Below are 18,720 nucleotides of genomic sequence, written 5' to 3'. Positions count from 1 at the left end.
CCCCATGACGAAGCTGGACGTGGGCGGCGAGATCGTCTCTCCCCCGCGCCGGAGGCTGCGGGTGCCGCCGCGCCTGGCGTGGGTCGCGGCGGCGCCGTTCGCGGTCTGGGCCGCGGCCCGGCTCGCCGGCGCCGATCGCCTCGGAGGCGCCGCCGTGGCGCTGATGACGGGCACGCCGTACGTCGCGGCCGCGTCGCTCGTGGCGGTCCTGGCCGCGCTGACCGCCCGGCGGCCGGCCGTGATCGCGGTGGCGGCGGCGTCGTCGGTCCTCCTGGCGGCCGTGGTCCTGCCCCGCGCGGCCGGGTCGGCCCCCACGGCCACCGGGCCGACGCTGCGGATCCTCACGGTCAACCTCTTCTTCGGCGCGGGCGACGCCGCGACCGTGGTGGACCTCGTACGCCGGCTCGAACCGGACGTGCTCACCACCCAGGAGCTCACTCCCGAGGCCGTCGGGGCGCTGGACGCGGCGGGCCTGGGGAGGCTCCTGCCGTACCGGCACCTGGAGGACGGGCCCGGGCCCTCGGGCAGCGGGATCTACGCGCGTCATCCCCTGACGGAGGCGCCCGGCTTCGCGCCCGAGGGCGGTCACAAGATGCCGAGGGCCCGGCTCGCCCTGCCGTCCGGGCCGCCGGTGGAGATCGTCGACGTGCACACGCTCGCGCCGCTGAGCGATGACGACGTCGCCCAGTGGACCGCCGAGCTGGCGACGCTCCCGGCCGCCTCCCCCGGCGTCGTACGCGTCCTGGCAGGCGACTTCAACGCGAGCCTCGACCACGCGGCCCTGCGCGCGGTGCTCGGGCGGGGATACGCGGACGCGGCCGACGCCACCGGCGACGGCCTGACCACCACCTGGCCCGCGAACAGGCGGCACCCGCCGTTGATCACGATCGACCACGTGCTGTACGACGAGAGGGCGTCGGCTGTGCGGACCGGGGTCCACACGGTCCCGGGCAGCGACCACCGGGCGTTGTCCGCCGAGCTCCGCCTGCCCAACCGCCTGTGAGTCAGGTCAGCAGGGCCCGGGTGTTGTCCCAGCCTTCGAGGCCGGGGTCGAGACGGGCCACGTCCTGCGGCTTCCTGAGCCGGTGCCAGCCGGGACCCGTGGCGACCATGCGGGGACCGGGCGCCCTGCGGCGCATCGCCGCGACGACGTCGGGCTCGTCGAGATCCGGCGCGGCCCAGCCGGGGACCGGCAGTCGCGCCGCCACGGCGACCGCGCCGCCGCCCTCCGCCGGGCAGACCGCGAGGTGCGCCCGGCCGAGCTCCCGGAAGAGCTTCCCGATCAGCAGGGGCGGCAGGTCGGGAGCGTCGGCGCTGACGACCACCGCCTCCTCCCCCGGCGGAAGCGCCGCGAACGCGTCGGCGGGAGAGGCGATCGGCACGACGGGCGTGCCCGGCCAGGCGATGTCCTCGAGCCCCGGCACTCCGGCCGACAGGATCACCGGCCGCACCAGTTCGAGCCCGGCGACCATCTCGTAGGTGTCCTCGGCGATCGCCGTCAGGAACGCGGCCGGATCGACGCCGGGCGGAGCCGCGTCCGCCATCCCCGGCGTGACCAGCACCGCGACGATCCGGGTCAACACTCCTCCGGGGCGCCGTTGGCCGCCATCGAGAAGCCCTCCAGGAAGCCCCTCGCGCGTTCCGCCCGGGGATAGCGCTCGACGAGGGCCCAGAACCGCGGGCCGTGACTCGGCACGAGCAGGTGGACGAGCTCGTGGATGATGACGTAGTCGACGACCCAGGCCGGCATGCCCCGCAGCCGGGCCGACAGCCTGATCGTGCCGTGGTCGGGCGTGCACGAGCCCCACCTGTGGAGCTGGTTCTCCACCCACCGCACGCTGGCCGGCACGGCATTGCCGTCGAGGTAGCGCGCGGAGAGCTCCATCGCCCGTTCGAGCAGGTCGTCGTCGCTCGGGCGTCTTCGCTGCTCCTTCGCCGCAAGGCGGTCGAGCATGCGGCGTACCCATTGCTCCTCGTCGGTCGTGCTCAGACCGGCCGGAAGCAGCACGATGGTCTTGTCTCCATCGCGGTACGCGGAAACGGTTCGCCGCCGTCGTGCGCTCCGACGAACCTCGACTGTCTCGGGGGGCACATATGAAAGGTAGCCGACACGCGCCGAATTCCACAGGGGGTGATACACGTTCTCCCTGGTCAATCGGGCGAACGTGACCTTGCGGGCGTGAAAACTACGGAGTTGCGGATATTCACCAACCACGAACACCCCGGTAATTATCCACAGCCCCACCGGTTCCGGCGCCCGGCCTGGCCGGCGTATGGCATGGTCTGGCGACTATGAGACCTCGCCTGAAGCCCGTCCTGCGCCGGGTCGAACGGGACGGCCGCACGCTGCAGTTCGGCGTCCATCCGCTGCGGGCCGTCGTGCTGACCGGTGTCGAGCCGCCCGTGCGCCGCCTGATCGACGGCCTGGACGGCACCCGCACCCTCCGGCAGGCGGTGGCCGGAAGCGGCCTCGACGAGGCCGCCGCCCGGGAGGTGGTCGCCCGGCTCGCCGCGCACGGCCTGATCGAGGACGCCGCGGCCCGTCCGGAGCCCCTGGCGGACCTGCCTCTGGCCGACCGGGACCGCCTCCGTCCCGACCTGGACAGGCTGTCCCTGACCGCCACCGACGGCGGCATGAGCGCGCTGTCGGCGCGCCGGGCGGCGCGGATCCGTGTGTACGGCGCGGGCCGGGTCGGCGCCCGGATCGTCAGCCTGCTCGCCGCCGCCGGGGTGGGCCACATCTGCGTGGTCGATCCCTGCACGGCCACCGCGGGCGACGTGGTCCCGGGCGGAATCGGCCGCGCGGAGACGGGGATGACCCGCGAGGAGGCCGCCGTGGTCGCGGCCCGGAGGATCTCCCCCGCCGTCAACGCCTGGCCCGGCCGGGCCGCCTCCCGCCTGTCCGACGGCGGGGTGCGCCCGGATCTCGTGATCCTCGCGCCCGCCGCCCCGCTCGACGCCACGCTGGTCCACGAGATCGTCACCGAGGGGGTGGCGCACCTGCTCGTCTGCGCGTTCGAGGGCCACGGATCGGTGGGGCCCTTCGTCGTCCCCGGGCTCACCCCCTGCCTGCGCTGCCTCGATCTCACCCGCCGCGACCGGGACCCGTCCTGGCCCCTCGTGGGCGCCCGGCTCGGGGGTTACCCGGCGGGCGAGATCGCCTGCGACGTCGTGCTGTCCTGCCTCGTGGCCGCGCAGGCGGCCGGTCAGGCTCTGGCCTATCTCGACGAGGGACGCGTGCCGGAGGGCCTGCTGGAGGTGTCGCCCGGATGGCGCTGGCGGCACCGCCGCCTGGACGCCCACGACGGGTGCGACTGCCTGCCCGGCGGCGTGTCGGGCCGCACCGCGTGACGGCGGACGGCGGTGTGAGGAAGAACACACTTGACGCAATCCCCGGCTGCCGTTGACGTCGCCGCCCGTCACGTAGGGATCAGAACAGTAAATTGTGGTCGAAAGTCCACGCCATCGCTAAGAATGGTCGAGTGAGTGACCTTCCCCACCGTGCCGTGACCCGCTCGGCAAAGCTCGCCACGCTCCCTCTCGGGTTCGCCGGCCGCACCGCGCTCGGACTGGGCAGACGGCTCGGTGGCGCCTCCGCGGAGATCGTCACCCAGGAGATCCAGCGGCGTACGGCCGACCAGATCTTCAAGGTGCTCGGCGAGCTCAAGGGCGGGGCCATGAAGCTCGGGCAGGCCCTGTCGATCTTCGAGGCCGCACTGCCGCCCGAGATCGCCGGACCCTACCGGGCGACGTTGACGCGCCTGCAGGACGCCGCGCCGCCGCTTCCGGCCGCCACCGTCCACCGGGTCCTGACCGAGCAGCTGGGCGACGACTGGCGGGAGAACTTCCTGGAGTTCGACGACCGGCCGAGCGCCGCGGCGTCCATCGGGCAGGTGCACCGCGCCGTGTGGCACGACGGCCGCCCGGTCGCCGTGAAGATCCAGTATCCGGGGGCGGGCAAGGCCCTGATCTCCGACTTCAACCAGCTCGCGCGGCTCGGCAAGCTCTTCGGCGCCATGTTGCCGGGCCTGGACATCAAGCCGGTCCTGGCCGAGCTGAAGGAGCGGGTCGCCGAGGAGCTCGACTACCTCAAGGAGGCCGAGGCCCAGCACGCGTTCGCCGAGGAGTTCCGCGACGATCCGGACTTCCACGTGCCCGCCGTGATCGCGGCCAACGAGCAGATCCTGGTCACCGAGTGGATGACGGGCACCCCACTGTCCAAGATCATCACCGATGGCACACAGGAGGAGCGCAACCACGCCGGTCTGCTGTTCGTCCGCTTCCTGTTCTGCTCCCCGGCCCGGGTCGGAATGCTGCACGCCGACCCCCACCCCGGCAACTTCCGGCTGATGGAGGACGGGCGGCTCGGCGTGCTGGACTTCGGCGCGGTCAACCGCATGCCGGGCGGCTACCCCGTCGTGTTCGGCAGGCTCACGCGCATCTTCAACCAGGGCGACATGGACACCGTCGTGCGCGGACTGCGCGACGAGGGGTTCATCCGCCCGCACATCGAGGTCGATCCCGACGCCCTGCGGGCCTTCCTCGCGCCGTACGTCGAGCCGACCCGGGTCGAGGAGTTCGCCTTCAGCAGGGAGTGGTTGCGCGAGCAGGCGGCGACGGTGGCCGACCTGCGGCCGAACAACGTGGTCCGCCAGCTCAACCTGCCCGCGTCGTACGTGCTGATCCATCGCGTGCACGCGGCGGGCGTCGGCGTGCTGTGCCAGCTCGGCGCCACCGCCCGCTTCCGCGACGAGGTCGTGCGCTGGGTGCCCGGCTTCGGCGACGAGGCGGGCGAGTCGGAGGACAGCGCGCTCACCCTGAGCTGAGCGTCATCTGCCGGCGCCGCCCCGGCTCTCCACCGTCTTCAGGGTCTGGTTGATCACGCAGCGGTTGATCCCCTTCCTGCAGTTGCCGTTGAGGGTGTTGGTGAAGACGCTGACGCTCGACACCTGCTGGACGCCGGCGAAGGTGACGGCGCTGTTGGCCGCGGGCGCGTTCACGTTGCGCCGGCCCGCCGATATCTGCTTGACCGGGCTTTTGATGGAGGGCGCGTTCGAGGTGTCGGTTCCGCCGCTGGTCTGGGTCCCGCCGTGGCCGTCACCGTGGCCGTGGCCGTTGGCATAACGGGCCCGGAGCGCTCCGGGCATCGGCGCGGCCTCGGCTCCCGGCGCGGCCGTCCCCCACAGTGCCGTCACGATGCCGATCACGATGCCGATCACGAGCCCGATCACGAGCGCGGTGGCGGCGGGCCGTCGCGCGCCCGCCGCGTGATCAAGCGCACCTGGCGTCCGCTCGCCCATCCAAGTCCCACCCACCGCTCGCGCGTCGCTCCGCCCGCCCCGTATGGCCGTGCGGCCCGGGACGCCCGGGCTCATACCCCGCGATCTCGGTGGTCTCTCAGGGCAGGCGATCTTCTGTGCGTCCGGTGATCGCTTCTTTACCTCGGGGTCGCGGCCAGGCGTTGGGCGGTTCGTGCCTCGACGTGAGGAAGAGCGGTACCACCCACAGCGGGCCCACGACACGACGATGGGCGGTCCCGTGGGGGACCGCCCATCTCAACGAGCTGTGGACGAATCGACGCGGTGGACGCTATCGCGTCACATGCGCGCCAGCGCGGAGCTCAGCCGCCGGGACGCGCGCTCGGCCTGCCGGCGTGCCCTCTGCACGCTCCTGATCCGGCCGGCCAGCCGCTCCTGCGCCGCCTCCTCGTGCAGGGTCCGTATTCGCTCGTGCGCCAGTTCTTGATTCAGATACATGGCGGTGGTCGGGGAGATGCTCATCTGGATCGGTTCCTTCCGGAAAATTTAGCTGGAATTGCTGGTCAGGCTGCGACGGGAGTCTTGCGCGGGCGCCCACGGGGACGCTTGCGGGGCACGACGACCCCCCTCAGGATGAGCTCCCCGCCCCAGACGCCCCACGGCTCCTCGCGCTCCAGCGCGCGGGCCAGGCAGGCCTTCTGGATCGGGCAGCCGCCGCAGAGCGCCTTGGCGAACTCCACGTCCTCGGGGGACTCGGCGAACCACAGGTCGGGGTCGGTACGACAGGGGATTTCGGCTTCGATCAGGTCCATGACCGGGGCCGCCATCTGCGTCACCTCTTTGAATGATTTGGTCTGGGTGTCCTCGTTGTGGGGTGTGGATTCGTGGCCGACAAACAAGAAGGCCGCGGATCCTGGTGCGGATCCGCGGCCTGGAGGTGGAGACCGGTCAGGGTATGACTGGTCCTCTCCAGGCGTCGTGCGGACCCTGCGCACCGCCGCGAGCGGCGGTGCGGATCTGCTCATCGCTCATCGGCCGGTTCACATAGACCGGACGGTGGGCGGGGTTGCCGTGGCTGGCCGGGCGTGCAAAGGCGCCGAAGGCGGCCGAGCCCGCGACTCCGGTGATCAGAGCCTGGGCAGGGGCGGCCTCGCCACGCCGCAGTTTCGTCGGCGTGACAATGGCGGCCGGGCATGCGGAGGCGAGCCACAGCGTGCGGGACGTCGTCATGTTCCTCACTGGACTCACCTCCATTTCAGTGCGCTCGCCGGACCGAAGCGTCCGGCTGACTTGTCCAAGACCCTAAACCGCCGCGGCAGGGCGGGCAACCTATTTTCTACCTGCGATTTTCACGACTTCGTGACATCGGGATGGAGCGCGGGCGACACCCGAACCAAGCATTCCTGAACCACGGAGACGGCCAGGTCTCCGGCGGCGGTGAACATCTGCCCCCGGGCGAGCCCGCGTGCCGCCCCGGACCAGGGCGACTCCTGGGCGTAGAGCAGCCAGTCGTCGGCCCGGAAGGGCCGGTGGAACCACATCGCGTGGTCCAGCGACGCGCCGGACACCGCCGAGGATCCCCAGGCGAGGCCGTGGGCCAGCAGCACGGTGTCCACCAGCGTGAAGTCGCTGGCGTAGGCCGCGAGCACGACGTGCAGCAGCGGATCGTCGGGCAGGTCGGCGTCGTACCGGAACCAGACGTTGTTCTCGGCGGTGACCAGGGTGGGGTCGTGGGCGGCCTCCCAGGTCAGCGCGTTCACGTACCGCGCGTCGACCGGGCGCGGCCTGGCCAGCAGCTCACGCCAGCCCGGCTCGTCGCCCACGATGTCGAGCATCCGGTCCTGGAACGTCGGCAGGGTCTCGGGGGCCGGCACCTCCGGCATGCGGGCGGCCTGGTGGCTCACGCCCGGCTCGTCGATGTGGAACGACGCCGACATCGAGAAGATGGCCTTGCCGTGCTGGATGGCCGTGATGCGCCGGGTGGTGAACGACCGCCCGTCGCGCACCCGCTCCACGTTGTAGACGATCGGGACGGCCGGGTCCCCGGGCCGGATGAAGTAGGCGTGCAGCGAGTGGACCATCCGGTCGGACGGCACCGTACGGCCGGCCGCCACGAGGGCCTGCGCCGCCACCTGGCCGCCGAAGACCCGCTGGATGCGCTCCTCCGGGCTGCGCCCCCGGAAGATGTCGAGCTCGATCTGTTCGAGATCGAGCAGGTCCAGCAGCTCCTTCAGGGCCGAATTCACGGGAGCCTCCAGCACGCGCGGATATTACTCGTCAGTAACACTATCGGGAACACTATCGGCGCCGCGGCAGAGCTCGAGGACCGCGTCGCCGTACCGCTCAAGTTTGACGCGTCCGATTCCGGCGATCGAGAGCAGGTCCTCCTCAGAGGTGGGCACCCGCTCGGCGATGGCCTGGAGGGTGACGTCCGTGAAAACGACGTACGCGGGGACCTTCTGCTCCTTCGCCGCCGCGGTGCGCCACGTCTTGAGCCGTTCGAGCAGGGCCTCGTCGTAGTCCGCCGGGCAGGTCGCGCAGCGGCCCAGCTTCTGCTCGGCCGCGGCGGCGAGGGTCCGGCCGCAGATCCGGCAGTGCAGCGGCGCCGCCGACCGCTTCGACCGCCCGCCCGAGCCTCCCTGCCGCTCGGCCCTGGCCGGACTCGCCGTACGCGGGGACAGCCCGTCGAGGAAGCGCGACGGCCTGCGGGCGCGGCGTCCTCCCGGCGAGCGGGCGAGCGCCCACGACAGGTGCAGGTGCTCACGGGCCCGGGTGATCCCGACGTACAGCAGCCGCCGCTCCTCCTCGACCTGGTCCGGCGTCTCCGCGTAGACGATCGGGACCATGCCGTCGGTGAGGCCGACGAGGAAGACCGCGTCCCACTCCAGGCCCTTGGCGGCGTGCAGCGAGGCGAGCGTCACGCCCTCGACCGGCGGCGCGTGCTGCTCCATCGCCCTGCGCTCCAGCTCGCCGACGAAGCGGGGAAGGTCGGCGCCCTCGGCGGCCATGTCCTCGGCCAGGTCGGCGAGCGCCTTGAGCGACTCCCACTTCTCCCTGGCCTTGCCGCCCCCGGGCGGCTCGGCGGTCAGCCCGATCCCCGACAGGATCGCGTGCACGGCGGGCGCGAGCGGCTCGTCGCCCGCCGAGCGGGCCGCGCCGCGCAGCAGCACCACGGCCTGGCGCACCTCGGGCCGCTCGAAGAACCGCTCCGCCCCGCGCAGCAGGTACGGCACGCCGGCGTCGGTGAAGGCCTGCTCGTACGCCTCGGACTGGGCGTTGACCCGGAACAGCACGGCGATCTCGCGGGTGGGCACGCCGTCCGCCATCAGCTTCTTGACCGTGAGCGCGACGCCGAGCGCCTCGGCCTGCTCGTCGTCGTACTCGGTGAACACCGGCTCGGGTCCGTCCGGCCGCTGGGCGACCAGTTCCAGCCGGTGGGGTGAGCGCGTCATGACGCGGTTGGCCAGCGTGACCACCTGCGGGGTCGAGCGGTAGTCGCGCACCAGCCTGATCACGGCCGCCGAGGGGTGCTCGACGGCGAAGTTGGTCAGATAGTGGGGCGTCGCGCCGGTGAACGAGTAGATGGTCTGGTTGGGGTCGCCCACCACGCACACGTCGTCACGCCCGCCGAGCCAGGTGTCGAGCAGCAGCTTCTGCAGCGGGTTGACGTCCTGGAACTCGTCGACCACGAAGTAGCGGTACTGCTGGCGGATCTGCGTCGCGACCTCGCGGTGCTCGGTCATGACGGCCGCCGTGAGCTCCAGGATCGTCTCGAAGTCGATGAGGTTGCGCTGGCGGCGCAGGCTCTCGTATCCCTCGTACAGCCGCGCCACCTCCTCGGGCGCGATCGGCGGGGTGCGACGGGCCTTCACGGCGGCGGCCGGGTAGTCCTCGGGGCCGACCTGGGTGACCTTCGCCCACTCGATCTCGCTCGCAACGTCGCGCAGCTCGCCGCGGTCGGGGTTCCTGCGCAGGCGCCGGGCCGCCTCCACGAGCAGCGGCAGCTTCGACTCGACCACCTGCGGCGGGTCGCCGCCGACCACCCTCGGCCAGAAGTAGCTGAGCTGGCGCAGGGCCGCCGCGTGGAAGGTCCGCGCCTGCACGCCTGGCGCCCCGAGCCCGCGCAGCCGCTGCTTCAGCTCGGCCGCCGCGCGGGTGGTGAAGGTCACGGCGAGCACGCCCTGCGGCTCGACGACCCCGGTCTGCACGGCGTACGCGATGCGGTGCGTGATGGCGCGGGTCTTGCCGGTCCCCGCCCCGGCGAGCACGCACACCGGTCCGCGCACCGCCTGGGCGACCTCACGCTGCTCGGGATCCAGACCCTCGAGGACGTCCAAGGAGCGGCTCCTGACATGCGTTGCGGACGTTGTTACTGGCATCATCCTTCCAGCAGCCGACCGAGCGTGTCCCGGCGACCGGTCGGCGCACGACGCTACATCGGGGAGGAACACGCCGTGGCCACCGCGGTCCGATCTGCTTTAGGCATGGGCACCGCCGCCCTCGCCGCCCTCATGCTCGCCCCGTCCGCCGCCCAGGCGGCCCCGGCTGGCGACCCCGTCCGCCGCCCCTCCGCTTCCCCCGCGCCGTCCCCCACGACCTCCGCGAGCCCGTCGCCCTCGCCGTCCCCGTCGGCCTCCGCCTCGCCGTACGGTCCGAGGATCCGCACCTACGCGTACGGCTCGCACGCGCGCCAGATCATGGACGTGTGGTGGCACACCGCCGGTCCGCGGCGCCCGATCGTGTTCGTGATCCACGGCGGCTGGTGGTCCGCGGGCGACAAGAAGTACATGACCTCGATCACCCGCAGCTACTCCGAGCTCGGCTACACCGTCGTCAACCTCGACTACCGCCTGTCGGGCGACGCGGCCTGGCCGGCCCAGCGCACCGACGTCATGTCCGCCGTCAGCGCCGTGCGCAGGCACGCGGCGATGTTCAACGCCGATCCCAGCCGCTATGTGCTGCTCGGCTTCTCCGCCGGCGGCCACCTCGCCACCGCCGTCGGCGCGTACGGCGACGGCCGGCCGGGCCTGCGCGGGGTCGTCGGGATCTCGCCGCCCGTCTCGCCGCTGTCGGCGTTCGCGGACGGCAGCGCGTTCGGCACCAAGGAACAGCAGAAGCTGCGCAAGGCGGCCATCAAGCTGGCCGGCGGCTGCCTGCCCGCCAAGTGCCCGCGCGTCTGGTCGAGCATGGAGGTGCCGTTCCACGCCTCGGCCGGCGACCCGCCCATGCTCACCATCCACTCGTCGGAGGAGTTCGTCCCGCCCTACCAGAGCGAGATGCTCAAGGAGTCGCTGCAGACCGTCGGGGTTCCGATGCTCGTCAAGACGATGGCGGGCACCCAGCACAGCGCGCCGCTGTACCGGGAGCCGGGGGTGGCGGAGACCGTCCAGGCCTGGATCATCGCCAGGCTGGGGCGCGTCGCGGCGCCCGCGGCGTCGCCCGCAGCGTCGCCCGCCGTGTCCTCGCCACAGCGGTAGGCGGGAACACCCGGCGCGCCGGCGATGTTGCCATGACTGCTCTCGGCAACACTGATGCGCACGAAAGGGACGACAGATGGCGCTGACGGTTTACACCACGAGCTGGTGCGGGCCCTGCAAGCGGCTCAAGGGCCAGCTCACGCGGGAGGGCATCCCCTTCAGCGAGGTCGACATCGAGCGTCACCCGGACGCCGCCGATTTCGTCGCGAGCGTGAACAACGGCAACCAGGTCGTCCCCACCGTGGTGGCGGACTGCCACACCATGACCAACCCCTCGGTCGCCGAGGTGAAGCGGCACCTCGCGGGCGCCTGCTGAGATCGCCGGCGCTGCTGGGATCACCAGCCGGTGTCGGGGATCGGCGCGCCGTACCAGGTCTCGATCAGCCGCCGGGCGATCGAGACCTGGCCGGGCAGGACCAGCTCGCCCGAGCGCACCTGGATCTCCAGCTCCTCCCGGGACAGCCAGCGGGCCTCGGCGATCTCCTCCCGGTCGGGGCGCAGGTCGGTGGTGACGGCTCGGGCGAAGAAGCCCAGCATGAGGCTGCGCGGGAACGGCCAGGGCTGGCTGCCGAGGTAGCGCGGCGCGGTGACGGCGACGCCCACCTCCTCCAGGACCTCGCGGACCACGGCGTGCTCCAGCGACTCCCCCGGCTCGACGAACCCGGCGAGCACCGACATCCGCCCCCGGGGCCACTCCGGGCCGCGCGCGAGCAGGATCCGGCCCTCGTCGTCGTGCACCAGCATGATCACCGCGGGGTCGACGCGCGGGAAGTGCTGGCTGCCGTCGCGCGGACACACTCGCATGTGGCCCGACGCGGTGACGTCCGTACGGCTGCCGCATCTCGGGCAGTACTCGTGGCTCGCGTGCCACGCCTCCAGGGCCACCGCGTAGACGAGCAGCCCGGCGTCGCGGTCGTCGAGCAGCACCGCGGCCTCCCTGAGGCCCGCGACGTCGCCCTCGGGCAGGGTGGCGTTGACCGCGAAGTAGGCCACGCCGTCCTCGTCCACGCCCAGCAGGTAACGCGTGCCCTCCGGCGCCTCGGCCGGCGAGGTGAGCACCAGGGCCGCGCCGTCGCTGAAGCGGCGCACCAGCGTGCGGCCTTCGTGGATGAGGAAGACTCTCGTCTTGTCCGCCTCCCACGCCCGCCGCAGCCAGTCCTCGTCGCCGCGCAGGGCCGCCGAGCGGTCGATGGCGCTCCTCGCCAGGAGCAGGGGGCCGAGCAGTCCGTCCGCGATTTCCACGCCGTCATCCTTCCACCGGCGCCGCCCCGGCAATCTCCCCTCCCGTGGCGTTCGCCCGTCAATTGATCGACGTCGGGACTAGGATGCTCTCACTTAGGTTAGCCTTACCTATGGAGGGCCGGTGCGGCTGTACCTCACCACGCTCAACCCGACCGATTCCGTGACCGGCGGGTTCCTTCCCGCCGCGGCCGCGCTGGGCTGGGACGTGACGATACTCACCGACCAGCCTGATCGGTATCCGGGGTACGACGTCGTGGCGGCGGACGTCCGCGACCCCCGGGCCGTCATCGACGCGGTGGCCGCCCATCACCGGCCGGATGTGATCTTCTCCAACTCCGACCACCTCCAGGCCGCCACCGCGCTCGCCGCCGGGTATTTCGGCCTGCCCGGCAAGGACTGGCGGGCCTGTGTCACCGCCAAGAACAAGGCGCTGACCCGCCGCGCCCTCGCCGCCGTCGAACCGGTCGGGTCCGTACGGATCCCTCCCGGCGCGGACCTCCCCGAGGACCTGCCGTACCCGGTCGTGGTCAAGCCCGCCCAGGGCGTGGCCAGCGAGGACGTCGTGCTGGTGGACGGGCGGGAGGCGCTGGCCGACGCGGTCGCGGCGATCAGGCGGCGGCGCCCGGAGGAGATCCTGGTCGCGGAGGAGTTCCTCGAAGGGCCGCTCCGCACGTTGGAGACGCTGGGCGACGGCGCCTCCCGGCGGGTCCTCGGCGGGTTCGCCACCACGCTCGGCCCGCTGCCGCACTTCGTGGAGGAGCGCCTCGACTGGCGGCCTCCGGACGCGGACCACCTGCCCCACCTGACCGCGGCGCTCGACGCGGCGGGGGTCGGCTTCGGGATCTGCCACACCGAGTACGCCGTCACCCGGGACGGCCCGCGCCTCATCGAGATCAACTATCGGCTGATCGGCGACAACTGCGACTTCCTGCTGGCGGATCTCCTCGGCGTGCCCCTGCACCAGTGGATCCTGCGCGTCCACGCGGGCGAGCCGCTCTCCGCCTTCGGCCTCGACGCCCTTCGCGCCGCGTACGGGTCCGTGGTCAGCCTCGTGGCCGAGCGGTCCGGCACGGTGACCGCCGCGCCGCCGGACCTTGCCCTGCCTCCTACGGACGGCGGCGTGCGGCTGTGGCACCGGGCACTGCGCGAGATCGGCGATCATGTCGAGGTGACGGGGACCAACCGCGACTACCTCGGCCTGCTCCGCGCCGCCGGCCCGGACCGCGCGAGCGTCGACGCCGCCGTCGACGCCTTCAAGAAGGAGCATCCTTGGGTGCTCACATGATCCGGGCGGCTCGCGATCACCGGGGGGCCACGGACCGGGAGCACTACCTGGCCGCGCGGGTGCTGAACGCGCTGCTCCGGGAGGACTACGCCGGGATCTCCGCCAGGGTCACCCACGACAGGGACGGGGTCGCGATCGTCCTCGCCTCCGGGCGGCGGGTCGGGCTCGCGGCGGGCGACCCGTTCCAGGACTTCGCGACCGCGCCGCACGAACGCCTGCGCCTGGCGGAGGTGCTGGAGACGCTGGAGGCCGTCGCCCACCCCGCCGACGCCGAGGGGGTCGCCGCCTTCGAGCGGGAGTGCGACGAGGCCCTCGCGGCCCTGGAGACCCACCACCGCATGCGCGGCGAGGTGGCCCGGCGGCTGCGGGGGCGTCACGGCCTCATCCGGTACGAGTCGCTGGCCGCCGCGGTGGACCATCCGCTCTATCCGACGGCCCGCTGCCGCCTGGGGGTCTCCCCGGCCGGCCTGGCGGCCCACGCCCCGGAGTTCGCCCCCGAGTTCGCCATGCGGTGGACGGCCGCGCCGCGCGAGCGGGTGACGCTCTCCCGGCCGGACCTGCCCGGCTGGTGGCCCGTTCCCGGGGACGTCGGGCTGCCGTCCGATCTGGCCCGCACGCACGTGCTCTTCCCCGTCCACCCGCTGACGGAGCCGCTGGTGGCCGGGCTGCCCGGCCTGGTTCCCGGGCGGGAGCCGTACCTGACCGTGCGGCCGACCCTGTCCACCCGTACGGTCGAGGTCGGCGAGCGCGTCCACCTCAAGGTGCCGCTGGCGGCCAGCACGCTGGGCCTGCGCAACCGCCGGTCGATCAAACCGGGCACGTTGAGAGACGGCGCCCTGGCCGAGTCGCTGCTGCGCCGGATCCTGGCCCGCGAGCCCGGCCTGCGCGTCGCACTCGCCGACGAGCAGACCTACGGGCACGCGGAGCACGAATACCTGGGCTGGCTCGTCCGCCGGCTGCCCCAAGGGGAGATCGTCCCGGTCGCGGCCCTGCTCGCGCCGCTCCCGGACGCGGACGGGCGGCTCGTCCTGCACGAGGTGGCCGAGCGCCGATACGGCGGCGACGCGGAGGCGTTGCTGCGCGACTACCTCGCGGCGCTGCTGGAGTGGAACGTCAGGCTCTTCGTCCGGTACGGCGTCGCGCTGGAGGCCCACCAGCAGAACCTGGCGCTGCTGTTCGGCGACGGGCCCATGCGGCTGCTGGTCAAGGACGACGACGGGCTGCTGGCCTCGCCGCGGCGGCTGCGCGCGGCGGGGATCGAGGCGCCCGGCTTCGGCGACGAGCGCATGCTGACCGACGACCCGTACGCGCTCGCCGACGTCTTCGTGACGATCACCCTGCACCTGGCCGCCATGGCGGTGGCCCACGGCGCGCTGCCCGGCTCGGGCGCCACGCTGGTCGCACGGGCCCTGCGGGCCGCGCTCGAGCCGTACGGGGACGACCCGATGGCCCGGCTGCTGCGGGCCCGCACGCTGGACGCCGCCCGTCTCACCGGCAAGTCGATGGTCGTCGCGGGGACGCTCGTGGCCAAGGACCGCACCGGGGCCGGGGACGTCAACAAGTTCTACGGCACGACCGGCCCCAACTATCTGAGGGGTGCCTGAGCCATGGAGGGCCTCCTGCTGGACCCGCACGCCGCCCCGGCCGAGGAGGCCGCGCTCGGGGCGCTGCTGCGCTGCTGGCTGCGCGAGGTCGGCGGCCCGCGCGGCGACGTGCGCGCCGCCGGGCCCCACCTGACGCTGCGGGTGGCAGGCACGCCGGTGCGCGTACGCGTGCGCGGCGGCATCGCGCTGCGCTTCGACGGCCCGCCCGAGCAGCTGGCGGAGGGGCGGTGGCGGCCCCTGGACCTGCCCTCGCTCGTCGCGCTGGTGGAACGGGAGCTGGACGGCGGCAACGAGGAGTTCGCCGCCCAGGTCCGCGCTGGACGCGAGGCGGTCGCGGCGATCCTCGCCGCCCGCGCGCGGGCCGTCCCGCCCGCCGACCCGTGGCTCGCCTCGGAGCAGGCGCTCGTGGCCGGGCACCCGTTCCACCCGGCGCCCAAGGCCCGCGAGGGCGACGGCTGGCTGGACTACGCGCCGGAGACGCACGCGCGGTTCGCCCCGCGGCTGCTCGCTGTGCGCGCCGACCTGGTGGCCCAGGAGGGCGACACGTCGGCGCTCGACGCGTTCTGCGGCGCGCCGGAGGGGTACGTCGCGCTGCCCGCCCACCCCTGGCAGCTCGACCTGCTCGCCGCCGACCTGCGCGGGCCGCTCGCGGACGGGCGGCTCGCCGACCTCGGGCCCGGCCCCCGCGCGGTCGTGCCCACGTCGTCGGTCAGGACGGTCTACGACCCGGGCACCGGCATGTGCCTGAAGTTCAGCCTGGACGTGCGGATCACCAACTGCGTGCGGAAGAACGCGTGGTACGAGCTGTCCGGCGCGGTCGAGCTGACCCGGCGGCTCGGGCCCGTCTTCGACGGGCTGGCCCTGCGCTTCCCCGGCACGCGGTGGCTGCCGGAGCCCGGCTACCGGTCGGCCGCCCTCGGCACCCGGCTGCTCGAAGGGCTCGGGGTGATCGTCCGTACCGGCCCGTGGGCGGTGTGCGGGCCGGGGACCACGCCGGTCCTCGCCGGCGCCCTGGCCGCCGGCGCGGACGGCGTCCCCCAGGCCGTCCTGGCCCGCCGGGCGGCCGAGCCGGTCGCGTGGTGGGAGGCCTACGTCGAGCGCGTGGCCTATCCCGTGCTCGACGCCTTCTTCCGCCACGGCGTCGCGCTCGAAGCGCACGTGCAGAACGTGCTGGTCGGCTTCGACGCCGGCGGATGGCCCGTCGAGGCGGTCTTCCGCGACCTGGAGGGCACCAAGCTGGTCGCCGGCCGGCACGACCTGACCGGCCTGCCGGGCGCGGTGGCGGACCCTCTGTCGTACGACGCCGCGCGCGGCTGGAACCGGGTCGCCTACTGCCTGTTCGTCAACCACCTCGCGGAGGTCGCCGCCACGGTGGCAGACACGGTGGCAGACACGGTGGCAGACACGGTGGCTGAGACGGTGGCAGACACGGCCGACGGCGTTCTGCGCGCGTTGTGGGCGGCCGCCCGTGCGACTTTGAGCCGCTATGTGGAGGACCACGCCCCCGGTCCGGCCGAACCCCTGACGCGGCTGCTGGCCGGGGCGCCGCTGCCGGCGAAGGCCAACCTGGGCGTGCGCTGGGCGAGGGCGGCCGACCGGGCCGCCGGTTACGTGCCCGTCCCGAACCCGCTCGGCGCGGAGTTCGTGGCGGAAGGAGAGCGCCGATGAGCATCGAGGTTCCGGCGGGCGTGCGGAAGGTCGCCGAGTCGCTGGACGACGTCCCCGCCTACGTCTACGACCTGGCCGGGCTCGCCCGCCACGCCGCCGGCGTACGGGCCGCCCTGGCGGGGACGGAGATCTGCTACGCCGTCAAGGCCAATCCCGACACCGAGGTGCTGCGCGCGCTCGCGCCCCACGTGGACGGCTTCGAGGTCTCCTCGGGCGGCGAGTTCGCCCACGTCAGGGCGGTGCTGCCGGAGATCCCGCTGAGCTTCGGCGGGCCAGGGAAGACCGCCGCGGAGCTGGCCCTCGCCCCCTCGGCGTACCGCTGGCACGTCGAGAGCCCGGCGGAGCTGCGGCGGATGCGGGAACCGGCGGACGTGCTGCTGCGGGTCAACCTCGACGTCGACGTCACCGGCGCGGCCCTCACCATGGGCGGCGGGGCCACACCGTTCGGCATGGACCCCGGCGGAATCGCCGAGTGCCTGGCCCTGCTCGAGTCATCGCCGGTGCGGCTGCGCGGCCTCCACGCCCACCTCGCGAGCGGCCTGGCCGCGCCCGGCCTGCTCGCGCTCGCCGAGGCCGTCCTCGCGTACGGCAGGAGCCTCGGCCTGCGCGAGTTCAACCTGGGCGGCGGCATGGCCGTCTCCTACACCCGGCCCCGCGATCGGTTCGACTGGGCGGCGTACGGCGCGGGCCTGCGGAGGGTGGCGCTGCCGGGCGAGACGCTGCGGGTGGAGCCGGGACGCGCCCTGACGGCCTACTGCGGGTGGTACCTCACCACCGTGCTCGACGTGAAACGCGTCCACGGGGAGCGCTTCGCCGTCCTGTCCGGCGGCACGCACCACCTGCGGACGCCGGTGACGAAGGGACACGACCAGCCGTTCGCCGTGCTCCCGAGGGGCGGCGAGGGTGAGGACGGGCCGGTGACCCTGGTGGGACAGCTGTGCACCCCCAAGGACCTCTTCGCCCGCCGCGTCACCGCCGCACTCGCCGTCGGCGACGTCGTCGCCTTCGCCATGGCCGGGGCGTACGCGTGGAACATCTCGCACCACGACTTCCTCATGCACCCGAAGCCCGTGTTCCACTACCTGAGGTGAGGGCTACCAGGACAGCGTGAGCGTGCCGTCGAGGACCTTGGCGGAGTTGGCGAGGCGGGCCTGGTTGAGCGCCTTGACGACGTCGAGCCGGGCACGGTCGCGATCGATGACCCGCCTTTCGGCCTCGGCGAAGACCGCGCGGCGCACGTCGGAGTAGCCCGTCTCGGCCCGGCACTCCGCGTCCGCGACCGCGGTGTCGATCTCGGCCCGCGTGCCGCGCGGCTTGGGGGTGTGGCCGATCGAGTCGTCGTTGACGGTCACCGCCCAGCGCGGGTCTCCGAAGGCCTGGTCGGTGCTCCGGTAGTCGAAGCCCTCCGACCTCATGCAGTCGCTCCACTCGCGCTCGGCCGCCGCGATCCGCGGGTCGCTCAGGGCGATGTCGGTCGCGCTGTCGACGAAGCGCGGGACCTCGTCGTCGTCGAACCTCTTGCCGGCATCGGCCGGGCCCACTCCCCGCGCACCCCGGTTCAGCAGGGCGTCCGCCTTGGTCATGCACCCCCCGGGCGGCACCGTCCGTCCGTGGAACCGCCGGACCTTCCCTTCCAGCACGGAGAACTCCTGGTCCGTCACGGAGTACGACGGAATACCCGTCATCTCATCCGGATTTCGCCTCTCCCCCAGATATCCGGATTCGGCAGCCTGGTGGGGATCGAGCCATCGGAGGAGATCGACGTTGCGCAGGTCGGTCACCGGCGCGACGGCGGGCAGCCGGAAATCGAGCCCCATATGACGCATGCATTCCTCCATAAGCATGAACCGGGCTCGTATCACCTGGGCACGGTCTTTCGCGCCGAGACTGTAGGCGTCCAGGGGAAGGGTGAGATCCGGAGGATTCGCCGCCGCCGACGCCGAACATCCGGTCACCGCCGCGACACAGGCCGCCGCCATCGCCATCCGCAAACCCGACATAGGGCATTCATAGCCGATCATGAACAGCCCGCGGCGGCGAAAGAGGTAATCACTCTCGCAGAAAAGTCCGATCCCGTCGCGAGACATTTGCTGCAGGTACGTCGCCTATGACTGATTCACAGAGCCGGTTTTCCTCTCCCCAGGAGGGCTTTCCTTCACCTTCTCGCCCCTACCGAGAATCTCCCT

General features: G+C 72.9%; 19 protein-coding genes. 9 read left to right on the top strand and 10 right to left on the bottom strand.

Features of this window, described 5'->3' with window-relative positions; translation table 11 throughout:
- Positions 1-4 precede the first annotated feature (4 nt).
- Positions 5-1,003 carry an endonuclease/exonuclease/phosphatase family protein gene (locus ACWEQG_RS37205; protein ID WP_452292129.1) on the top strand — a complete coding sequence of 333 codons (999 nt, stop codon included), beginning with the start codon at positions 5-7 and terminating at the stop codon, positions 1,001-1,003.
- 1 nt (position 1,004) lies between these two features.
- On the opposite strand, the gene ACWEQG_RS37200 is transcribed toward ACWEQG_RS37205, so the two are convergent.
- Together ACWEQG_RS37200 and ACWEQG_RS37195 are read right to left on the bottom strand one after the other, a co-directional pair.
- On the bottom strand, positions 1,005-1,580 hold the full coding sequence (locus tag ACWEQG_RS37200; protein ID WP_363465057.1) for a glycosyltransferase family protein: 576 nt from the start codon (positions 1,578-1,580) through the stop codon (positions 1,005-1,007).
- Positions 1,577-2,092 carry a M48 metallopeptidase family protein gene (locus ACWEQG_RS37195; RefSeq protein WP_452292127.1) on the bottom strand — a complete coding sequence of 172 codons (516 nt, stop codon included), beginning with the start codon at positions 2,090-2,092 and terminating at the stop codon, positions 1,577-1,579. The genes ACWEQG_RS37200 and ACWEQG_RS37195 overlap by 4 nt, the downstream gene beginning before the upstream one ends.
- A gap of 200 nt (positions 2,093-2,292) precedes the next feature.
- Between ACWEQG_RS37195 and ACWEQG_RS37190 the strand changes: the two genes are divergently transcribed.
- Entirely contained in the window at positions 2,293-3,351 is a 1,059-nt protein-coding gene (locus tag ACWEQG_RS37190) for a ThiF family adenylyltransferase (RefSeq protein WP_452292125.1), read from the top strand.
- A gap of 131 nt (positions 3,352-3,482) precedes the next feature.
- A complete protein-coding gene (locus ACWEQG_RS37185; protein ID WP_363465048.1) occupies positions 3,483-4,826 on the top strand; it encodes an ABC1 kinase family protein in 1,344 nt (447 codons plus the stop codon).
- Between the two features lie 3 nt (positions 4,827-4,829).
- Here ACWEQG_RS37185 and ACWEQG_RS37180 read toward each other — a convergent pair whose 3' ends face one another.
- The 6 genes from ACWEQG_RS37180 to ACWEQG_RS37155 form a co-directional block, all read right to left on the bottom strand.
- Positions 4,830-5,300, bottom strand: a complete 471-nt coding sequence (locus ACWEQG_RS37180; RefSeq protein WP_452292123.1) for a hypothetical protein — start codon at positions 5,298-5,300, stop codon at positions 4,830-4,832.
- A gap of 297 nt (positions 5,301-5,597) precedes the next feature.
- Complete coding sequence (locus tag ACWEQG_RS37175) at positions 5,598-5,780, bottom strand: hypothetical protein (protein WP_169987078.1); 183 nt, start codon at positions 5,778-5,780, stop codon at positions 5,598-5,600.
- A 41-nt stretch (positions 5,781-5,821) separates the two neighbouring features.
- On the bottom strand, positions 5,822-6,085 hold the full coding sequence (locus tag ACWEQG_RS37170) for a WhiB family transcriptional regulator (RefSeq protein ID WP_055480724.1): 264 nt from the start codon (positions 6,083-6,085) through the stop codon (positions 5,822-5,824).
- A gap of 121 nt (positions 6,086-6,206) precedes the next feature.
- Positions 6,207-6,488 carry a hypothetical protein gene (locus ACWEQG_RS37165; RefSeq protein WP_452292121.1) on the bottom strand — a complete coding sequence of 94 codons (282 nt, stop codon included), beginning with the start codon at positions 6,486-6,488 and terminating at the stop codon, positions 6,207-6,209.
- A gap of 119 nt (positions 6,489-6,607) precedes the next feature.
- Positions 6,608-7,504 carry an acyl-CoA thioesterase gene (locus tag ACWEQG_RS37160; protein ID WP_363465037.1) on the bottom strand — a complete coding sequence of 299 codons (897 nt, stop codon included), beginning with the start codon at positions 7,502-7,504 and terminating at the stop codon, positions 6,608-6,610.
- 24 nt (positions 7,505-7,528) lie between these two features.
- Positions 7,529-9,595, bottom strand: a complete 2,067-nt coding sequence (locus ACWEQG_RS37155; protein WP_452292119.1) for an ATP-dependent DNA helicase UvrD2 — start codon at positions 9,593-9,595, stop codon at positions 7,529-7,531.
- A 147-nt stretch (positions 9,596-9,742) separates the two neighbouring features.
- Between ACWEQG_RS37155 and ACWEQG_RS37150 the strand changes: the two genes are divergently transcribed.
- Together ACWEQG_RS37150 and ACWEQG_RS37145 are read left to right on the top strand one after the other, a co-directional pair.
- On the top strand, positions 9,743-10,735 hold the full coding sequence (locus tag ACWEQG_RS37150) for an alpha/beta hydrolase (RefSeq protein ID WP_452292117.1): 993 nt from the start codon (positions 9,743-9,745) through the stop codon (positions 10,733-10,735).
- Positions 10,736-10,811: 76 nt separating this feature from the next.
- The gene (locus ACWEQG_RS37145) at positions 10,812-11,051 is read left to right on the top strand and encodes a mycoredoxin (protein ID WP_452292115.1); all 240 of its coding nucleotides are present in this window, start codon (positions 10,812-10,814) and stop codon (positions 11,049-11,051) included.
- Between the two features lie 20 nt (positions 11,052-11,071).
- Here the strand turns inward: ACWEQG_RS37145 and nudC are convergent, their stop codons facing one another.
- Positions 11,072-11,971 carry an NAD(+) diphosphatase gene (nudC, locus tag ACWEQG_RS37140; RefSeq protein WP_452292173.1) on the bottom strand — a complete coding sequence of 300 codons (900 nt, stop codon included), beginning with the start codon at positions 11,969-11,971 and terminating at the stop codon, positions 11,072-11,074.
- Positions 11,972-12,098: 127 nt separating this feature from the next.
- On the opposite strand from nudC, the gene ACWEQG_RS37135 reads away from it, so the two are divergent.
- Genes ACWEQG_RS37135 through ACWEQG_RS37120 form a run of 4 tightly spaced genes read left to right on the top strand, consistent with a single transcriptional unit; the run spans position 12,099 to position 17,625 of the window.
- Entirely contained in the window at positions 12,099-13,262 is a 1,164-nt protein-coding gene (locus tag ACWEQG_RS37135; RefSeq protein ID WP_452292113.1) for an ATP-grasp domain-containing protein, read from the top strand.
- Positions 13,247-14,866: an IucA/IucC family protein gene (locus ACWEQG_RS37130; RefSeq protein WP_452292111.1), complete on the top strand. Its 1,620-nt coding sequence runs from the start codon at positions 13,247-13,249 to the stop codon at positions 14,864-14,866. The genes ACWEQG_RS37135 and ACWEQG_RS37130 overlap by 16 nt, the downstream gene beginning before the upstream one ends.
- A gap of 3 nt (positions 14,867-14,869) precedes the next feature.
- Positions 14,870-16,534 (top strand): IucA/IucC family protein, encoded by a 1,665-nt coding sequence (locus ACWEQG_RS37125; RefSeq protein WP_452292109.1) that lies wholly within the window; start codon positions 14,870-14,872, stop codon positions 16,532-16,534.
- Positions 16,531-17,625 (top strand): type III PLP-dependent enzyme, encoded by a 1,095-nt coding sequence (locus tag ACWEQG_RS37120; RefSeq protein ID WP_452292108.1) that lies wholly within the window; start codon positions 16,531-16,533, stop codon positions 17,623-17,625. The genes ACWEQG_RS37125 and ACWEQG_RS37120 overlap by 4 nt, the downstream gene beginning before the upstream one ends.
- Positions 17,626-17,628: 3 nt before the next feature.
- On the opposite strand, the gene ACWEQG_RS37115 is transcribed toward ACWEQG_RS37120, so the two are convergent.
- Positions 17,629-18,360: a hypothetical protein gene (locus ACWEQG_RS37115; RefSeq protein WP_452292106.1), complete on the bottom strand. Its 732-nt coding sequence runs from the start codon at positions 18,358-18,360 to the stop codon at positions 17,629-17,631.
- Positions 18,361-18,720: the final 360 nt, after the last annotated feature.

The organism is Microbispora sp. NPDC004025 (assembly GCF_053604425.1).
The sequence above is the reverse complement of the archived record's forward strand: the minus strand, read 5'-3'. Positions and strand labels throughout refer to the sequence as shown.

What these genes read in the sequence shown, in the direction of transcription:
- ACWEQG_RS37175 (WP_169987078.1), bottom strand. Translation starts at nt 5,780, where the DNA reads ATGAGCATCTCCCCGACCACCGCCATGTATCTGAATCAAGAACTGGCG.
- ACWEQG_RS37165 (WP_452292121.1), bottom strand. Translation starts at nt 6,488, where the DNA reads ATGACGACGTCCCGCACGCTGTGGCTCGCCTCCGCATGCCCGGCCGCC.
- ACWEQG_RS37150 (WP_452292117.1), top strand. Translation starts at nt 9,743, where the DNA reads ATGGGCACCGCCGCCCTCGCCGCCCTCATGCTCGCCCCGTCCGCCGCC.
- ACWEQG_RS37180 (WP_452292123.1), bottom strand. Translation starts at nt 5,300, where the DNA reads ATGGGCGAGCGGACGCCAGGTGCGCTTGATCACGCGGCGGGCGCGCGA.
- ACWEQG_RS37115 (WP_452292106.1), bottom strand. Translation starts at nt 18,360, where the DNA reads ATGCGTCATATGGGGCTCGATTTCCGGCTGCCCGCCGTCGCGCCGGTG.
- ACWEQG_RS37190 (WP_452292125.1), top strand. Translation starts at nt 2,293, where the DNA reads ATGAGACCTCGCCTGAAGCCCGTCCTGCGCCGGGTCGAACGGGACGGC.
- ACWEQG_RS37170 (WP_055480724.1), bottom strand. Translation starts at nt 6,085, where the DNA reads ATGGCGGCCCCGGTCATGGACCTGATCGAAGCCGAAATCCCCTGTCGT.
- ACWEQG_RS37205 (WP_452292129.1), top strand. Translation starts at nt 5, where the DNA reads ATGACGAAGCTGGACGTGGGCGGCGAGATCGTCTCTCCCCCGCGCCGG.
- ACWEQG_RS37125 (WP_452292109.1), top strand. Translation starts at nt 14,870, where the DNA reads ATGGAGGGCCTCCTGCTGGACCCGCACGCCGCCCCGGCCGAGGAGGCC.
- ACWEQG_RS37145 (WP_452292115.1), top strand. Translation starts at nt 10,812, where the DNA reads ATGGCGCTGACGGTTTACACCACGAGCTGGTGCGGGCCCTGCAAGCGG.
- ACWEQG_RS37120 (WP_452292108.1), top strand. Translation starts at nt 16,531, where the DNA reads ATGAGCATCGAGGTTCCGGCGGGCGTGCGGAAGGTCGCCGAGTCGCTG.